Here is a 6,093-nt window from a genome sequence, read left to right on the forward strand (position 1 = left end):
AACGACTAAAAGTTTGGTTTCTAAAGTGGCTTTTTGGTAGCTTTTTTTTCGCCAGTGTTCATTTTGTGTTTTCATAAGTGACTGTAATTAATTGTTTGATTTTTAGTCAACCTATTTCAGGAAAGTTTATTTCTCAAATTGCTGGCAACGTTAATGTGTATGGCTCGTTGCGGAAAATCAGCTATGATTTTCCGCCGTAACCGAAAGATAGCATAATGCAATGAATTCCGATTAGGAATTCAGCCGCAATGAGCTATACACGGTGTTGCCCACAGTTTTTTATTTCACTTCTTTTTTTCCAAGTAAGCGATTAGTTTCATTAAGGTCTTTTCATTGGCTGGAATAAAATAATTCATTAATGAAAGGTATTTCGGATTGTTTTTATATCCAATTCCGAATGATTTAATATTGGTATCTCCGTTTTCTAACTCGTCAAAATAAATCACATTGAAAAAATCTTTGGCATCATCTTTCATAAATTCGGGGAAATTATCGGTTATTTCCGCTTGTAAAGTCAGAAGTCTTTTTGGTACGTAATTTATGATGTGAGTAATAATTGTAGTGCTATCTCCAATTTTACCTTGTTCATTATAATTCGTTTTGATATGTCCACCAACTTTTAGGTCAACTTCCGCAAGTGGTACAGCCCAATTTTCCCATCCTTTCTTAGTTGTGTATGCATTCCACACCGAATCAATAGGTGCCTTTACAGTCAATTCTTGGATTAGCACTAATTCAGGTGTTTTTGTTGAATCAATTTTCGATATTACTCTTTTCTCTTGTCCAAATGTGAATTTGGTCAGTGATAACAAGCAAAGGATGAATAATATTTTTTTCATATCAGTCAATTTATTTCGTAGGTGTTTTCCTAATTGTGGGCAACGGTCTCGGCTATGAGTAGTTGCGTGGGTTAGTACTTAATTTTGCAAGTACACACCGAACTGAAAATCCGCGAGGATTTTCAGAAGTAGGCGAGAACAAGCAATTGCTTATAGCCATTGTTGGCGTGCGTTTTTAATTAATAATATTATCTCTATTTTTTGTTCTCAAAATATTTCTTCTCGTCCAATTTCTTAATTAATATGTCAAATAAGTTATTCGCATAAAGTTGGCAATTGTCAAAAAAGCCGACTTTAACTGTAAAGTTCGAAGTGTCTTCCATTTTAATCAACTTTTCTTTAACATAAAGCAGTGTTTCATCCTTTGTTTCGTTATCGAGAGGGAAATTTAGATTAAAATTAATTCCGTTTTCCTCGTAAATAATATGTGTTATAAGAACTGCATACTTCTTTATTGAATTTCTCAAAAATCTTGAAACAATTAAAAAATCTGAACCTTCTTGAATTGTCTTAAGTATATCTTTATCATAATCATAAGTACCTTTTAGAAGATTTACTAATTTTTTCTTGACGCCTCCATCTACTGATAAGTCAGGTAGTTTATTACCAACGTTTTCATATCCTAGTATCTCTTTACTTTGATAAAGGGCTCGGAAATATTTTGAAATAAACTGTCTGAACACAAATAAAAAAGTTTTACAATGCAAATTGATTCTCAATTGAAGTGGGTCTTCTATAAGATTCAATCTTCTAATTGATGAACTATTGTCTTTTCTCTCAATGTTTTTCTTTTCTTCTAACCTGTTTTTAATCTCTTTTAGTACAATATCAATTTCTGCATTTAGAATTTGAAGTTTTCCTAAATTAGTTTCTAAATTTTCTTCAATTCTTACATCAATTTCAATTTCTTCTTTTTCCATTGCAATGATAAGTTAGTACAGTTTGTCTGTCATAATGCACGCCAACGTTGTTGTGTATGGTTAGTTGCGTGTTTAAGCACTAAAGTTAGCAAACAAATCACAGATAGAAAATTCCAGCGGAATTTTCGTAAGTCGGCAATGACCTAGCAATTAATTATACACGGTGTTACCTGCTGGCTTTTTATTCAAAATTCTTATCATTCCATAGATAAGTCCTAAACCAATTAAAATGGTCGAAACAATTATCGAGTACTTATTAATTCCGTCAAAATTTGCTATAAAAATTGGTATCAGGAAATATGTGGTCAAATTATAAAACAAATGAGCAATAATGCTTAAATAGATATTATTTGTTTTTAGATAAATATATGCGAAAATCGCTCCTGCAATAAATGCACTTAAAAGTCCAGTTTCTGTGTAAATGTGAGCAATAGCGAAAATTAATGCAGAAATCCAGATTGCTTTTTTAAATCCGAGAGTATTCTTAATTTTATGTGCTAAAATTCTACGAAATAGGATCTCCTCAAATAATGTTATCGAAAGTAATACAACAAAAACGCGGTTCAGTTCAGATGTTTTTAAAAATCCAGTCATTTCAATTCCAGCTAATTTAGTTGCAAGAACTGGAATGAAATTACTAACTCCAATAAGTCCGACTATTCCAATTATAATTCCAACGATTTGGTTTATTTCAATGGATTTTTTTTCTTTATTCGGAAGTTTTCCTTTATCAATTCCAATAATCAGAAGTCCAGCAACAAGCATTATTCCTAAATGACTGAAGTGCGCAATCCAAAAGTTATTTAATTCAGATGTAAAATAAAAACCTACTAATAATATCGAAGTAAATAGTAATAAAATCAAGTAGATGTTTTTGGTCATTTTTTTTCGTAAAGATTGGTTTTTAGCTTGCAGGTAACGATTTTGTGTATGATTAGTTGCGTGTTTGAGCAACTAATTTACTAAATTAAGCACGAACGGAGAAATTCCGAAGGAATTTCCCAAGTGAGCCAAAACTAGCAATTAATTATACACGTTGTTGTATGCAGTGTTTTTTTATTTATTCAGTTTTATAAATATCAGAATTGCACAAAAAATTGCCAAGAACCAAAACAAATATCCATATGCTCTTATTTTTTCAGCTTGTTGATATTTCTTTTCAAAACCATACTTTTCAAATCGTTCCATTTCAGATTCAGTAAAATGTTCTTCTCTCCATCTTGGTTTTGTCGTGAAAAATGGCAAAATAAAAAAAGACCACCATTCCTCATTGGTTAAAGGTTTGTCTTTTCGCTCATTTAGGAATTTCTTGTATTTCAGGTAATCAGATTCAATTTCCGATTTTTGTTGCTTTGTTAAATTCCGAGAATTAAATTCAGATTCCGCTTTTTCAGTTTCAGTTTTGTCTGTTCCGTTTTTTATGATGTCAAATAATTCGACATTAGAATATCTGTTAATCTTTTTATGAATCATAAAGGTTCAGTTCACATTGCATACAACGGTTTTGTATATGGTTTGTTGCGTGGTTTAAGCACTAAAGTTAGCAAATAAAAACCGAATAGAAAATCCGCGAGGATTTTCGTAAGTAGGCTAGAACTAGCAATAAATTATATACGGTGTTGGCAGTAGTTTTTAATTTTCCACATTGAATAATTTATTGTAAAGCCTTCCATATCCATACCATTTACAACTGCCATCTTCTATTTTAAGAACTTCATCATTATATTCCAATGAATAATAGTCGGTTGATGTACAACAACACGAATTCATATTGACTAATTCTAATTCAAATTGTCTCACATATTCAATTTCTGCGGATGTTAATTCTTTTTTATTCTCATTGGTTTCTGCAATTATTTTATTTCGAGTTTTGCTAATTTTCATAATTGCACCTCCTAAAGAAACACACCCTTGATTATATACATCTATTATATAATTTTCATTTTCCTTGAGTCTATCAATAAATGGAATATGGTTGATTGAGCTATAATCAATCTTATCGAGACAAATTATTAAAGTGTCAATATTCTTGCTATTTAGAATAATATTTTGAGATTCCGTTTTCTTAAACATTGAAGTATATACAATATTATAATTTCCAGATTTTAAGCTATCAATATTGTAATAATTATTTAGTATTTCAGTCTTATGTGTGCTGATTAACGAATCGTTTTTTCTTAATTCAAATTCAGGTAAAAATATGATTCCTTCATTTTCAATATCACAATATTCTTTTTTAATAACTAATGTGTGAAGCTGTTCAGGTTTTTCTTTTTTACAGCTAGCAAAAAGCGTAATAAAGAATATAAAAAGAAGTATGTTTTTCAAATTTAGGGTTTTCGTTAAATTACTGCCAACGGTTTTGTGTATGATTAGTTGCGTGGTTTAAGGAACTAATTTAGCAAATAAAAACCGGATAGAATATTCCGCAGGAATATTCGTAAGTAGGCTTGTACCAGCAATTGATTATACACGTTGTTGGCATTTCGTTGTTTTTATTCAGGTTATTTATTTTCCTGTTCCTTTTTCTTAATATCTCTCATTGTTACTAACATTGTTAAAATTAAAAGGATATTCGACACAATTCCAGCAAATGGTCCTTTTTTAAGATTATCAAAATCAAGTTCTGAAATGTTGTAAATCATAAGTACAATACTTGCGATGATTATCAAATAAATAAAATATTTTTTTGTCATTGTTTTATTTATATTTTTTTTGCAAACTTTTTCAATTCCGATTGAGTGAGCAATTCCGCAACTTGCTAAATTCCGCATTCAATTCAGGTTTTGATTCCGCAAACAAGCTAAAATTCCAATTTAGTAAAGATTATTTTCAGAATCTTTCTTTTCTCTTTTAAAGGATTCTGTCAGACTTTTTAGTTCAGCAACTTTTTCCTTTTCTGTCAAAATTTTATTTCCTTTAATTTTCTCTTTTAGAGAATTGTATTTTTTCTTTAGAGATTCAATATGGTCATTTTGTCCAAAAGAATGCAATTTTAATTCTTCCATAATTTTCCTTTTGAGTTCGTTCGTCAATGAATGCCAACGTTTATGTATAAGAATAGTTGCGGGTTTGTATGCGAGGATTTTCCGAAGGAAAATCAGACGTTACAAACACGCAACGCCCTTTGGTTAAGCACTAAACCGTAATTATTTTTATACGGTGTTAGGGTACGTTTTTTATTCTATATATTTTATTTTTCTCGTTTTAACCATTTTTGTTTTTTTCTTTTTCAACTTTCCGTTTTCGGTTTGAATATGGCTATATCTTTTTTTTGAAATCCAATTTCCTTTTTTGTCATACTTATATTCAATTGTGTAACAAACATTATCATTGTCGTTCCAATTTCTTTTGTAAAATATTAAATCTCCTTGTTCATTATATTTATTCGAAGTCTTTTGTTTTTTCTCTCCAGAATGACTTATGGCTCTATTGTTAGAATTAACCAGCTCATTTTTATTGTTATATTGATTAACGACGACGATGTTATTTTCTAAATCGTAATTTGCAGTTTCATAACCAATTAAACTACCATTTCCATTAAAATTCTCAAGTCTAATTAAGTTTTTTTCTTTGTCGAGGAAGTATTGAGCGATATTCGAAATTTGTTTTTGAGAATTATAATCTATCTGAACAAAATTGCCAATTGAATCATATTTATATTCAGTGTGTTTTGTTTGATATCCAATTATGTTTATCCATCTTTTGTTGTCAAGTTTAACTCTCCTTTGTAAACTGTCATACTTATAAATATTTAGCCAAATCAATTTATTTTTATCATCGAACCTTTTTAGGCTTGTCAATTGCATTGACTTATTGAAGTCCTTATGCTCAATTTCCGTTTTAATTCCGTCCGAATTATAAAAACTTGTTTTTTCAATAATTTGATTGAAATTTGCATTCTTCTCGTATTTGGTAGCATTGCTGTTATAACTTGCTATTGACTGTGAAAAGGTCAGTTGCGATAGAAGGAAAGTAGCTATTAAAATTGTTAATCTCATTGATGTTTACTTGGTTTCTGTATTATACTGATATAGGTTGACTCTTTTTAGTTAATATTTAGACGTTCAAAAGTTTTTTTTTTAGCCGTTTAGAATGCAAAAAAAAGTTTGAACTAGGTTTGTTCTTAAATTGTAAGTTCAGGTAAATTTGCATTATTTTTTCGGTACGACTTGTATTTGATGTTTGGATTGAGATGGACTTCAGTAGGTTTTCTGAGATCCAGGCTAAAATGGGTTCTTAAATTGTTATAAATATAGACTGCTTGTTGTGTCATTTTTTGTGCTAATTGAGTGTTTTTAATGGTTTGTTTTAATCCATATTCATATTTAAGC

General features: G+C 29.9%; 8 protein-coding genes and 1 pseudogene. All 9 read right to left on the reverse strand.

The features are described from left to right. Nucleotides 1-284: 284 nt before the first annotated feature. Complete coding sequence (locus tag JAO71_RS15535; protein WP_203001707.1) at nucleotides 285-839, reverse strand: SRPBCC family protein; 555 nt, start codon at nucleotides 837-839, stop codon at nucleotides 285-287. Nucleotides 840-1,033: 194 nt separating this feature from the next. Beyond that, the gene (locus JAO71_RS15540) at nucleotides 1,034-1,759 is read right to left on the reverse strand and encodes a hypothetical protein (RefSeq protein ID WP_203001708.1); all 726 of its coding nucleotides are present in this window, start codon (nucleotides 1,757-1,759) and stop codon (nucleotides 1,034-1,036) included. Nucleotides 1,760-1,909: 150 nt separating this feature from the next. After that, complete coding sequence (locus JAO71_RS15545) at nucleotides 1,910-2,641, reverse strand: CPBP family intramembrane glutamic endopeptidase (RefSeq protein ID WP_203001709.1); 732 nt, start codon at nucleotides 2,639-2,641, stop codon at nucleotides 1,910-1,912. A 174-nt stretch (nucleotides 2,642-2,815) separates the two neighbouring features. Continuing rightward, nucleotides 2,816-3,232 carry a hypothetical protein gene (locus JAO71_RS15550; RefSeq protein WP_203001710.1) on the reverse strand — a complete coding sequence of 139 codons (417 nt, stop codon included), beginning with the start codon at nucleotides 3,230-3,232 and terminating at the stop codon, nucleotides 2,816-2,818. Between the two features lie 159 nt (nucleotides 3,233-3,391). Beyond that, nucleotides 3,392-4,087, reverse strand: a complete 696-nt coding sequence (locus JAO71_RS15555) for a hypothetical protein (protein WP_203001711.1) — start codon at nucleotides 4,085-4,087, stop codon at nucleotides 3,392-3,394. A gap of 176 nt (nucleotides 4,088-4,263) precedes the next feature. Next, entirely contained in the window at nucleotides 4,264-4,533 is a 270-nt protein-coding gene (locus JAO71_RS15560) for a hypothetical protein (protein WP_028607872.1), read from the reverse strand. 42 nt (nucleotides 4,534-4,575) lie between these two features. Next, the gene (locus JAO71_RS15565; RefSeq protein WP_028607871.1) at nucleotides 4,576-4,767 is read right to left on the reverse strand and encodes a hypothetical protein; all 192 of its coding nucleotides are present in this window, start codon (nucleotides 4,765-4,767) and stop codon (nucleotides 4,576-4,578) included. Nucleotides 4,768-4,938: 171 nt separating this feature from the next. Beyond that, nucleotides 4,939-5,760: a hypothetical protein gene (locus JAO71_RS15570; RefSeq protein WP_203001712.1), complete on the reverse strand. Its 822-nt coding sequence runs from the start codon at nucleotides 5,758-5,760 to the stop codon at nucleotides 4,939-4,941. Between the two features lie 125 nt (nucleotides 5,761-5,885). Next, nucleotides 5,886-6,093, reverse strand: a pseudogene (locus tag JAO71_RS15575) (IS3-like element ISElsp1 family transposase); the annotation flags it as partial.

Origin of the sequence: Olleya sediminilitoris, from assembly GCF_016785945.1 — a bacterium.
Taxonomy (GTDB): Bacteria; Bacteroidota; Bacteroidia; order Flavobacteriales; family Flavobacteriaceae; genus Olleya; species Olleya sediminilitoris.

Bases quoted from the DNA above. Each gene is read 5' to 3' on its own strand.
- JAO71_RS15535 (WP_203001707.1), bottom strand. From the start codon at position 839: ATGAAAAAAATATTATTCATCCTTTGCTTGTTATCACTGACCAAATTC.
- JAO71_RS15540 (WP_203001708.1), bottom strand. From the start codon at position 1,759: ATGGAAAAAGAAGAAATTGAAATTGATGTAAGAATTGAAGAAAATTTA.
- JAO71_RS15545 (WP_203001709.1), bottom strand. From the start codon at position 2,641: ATGACCAAAAACATCTACTTGATTTTATTACTATTTACTTCGATATTA.
- JAO71_RS15550 (WP_203001710.1), bottom strand. From the start codon at position 3,232: ATGATTCATAAAAAGATTAACAGATATTCTAATGTCGAATTATTTGAC.
- JAO71_RS15560 (WP_028607872.1), bottom strand. From the start codon at position 4,533: ATGCGGAATTTAGCAAGTTGCGGAATTGCTCACTCAATCGGAATTGAA.
- JAO71_RS15565 (WP_028607871.1), bottom strand. From the start codon at position 4,767: ATGGAAGAATTAAAATTGCATTCTTTTGGACAAAATGACCATATTGAA.
- JAO71_RS15570 (WP_203001712.1), bottom strand. From the start codon at position 5,760: ATGAGATTAACAATTTTAATAGCTACTTTCCTTCTATCGCAACTGACC.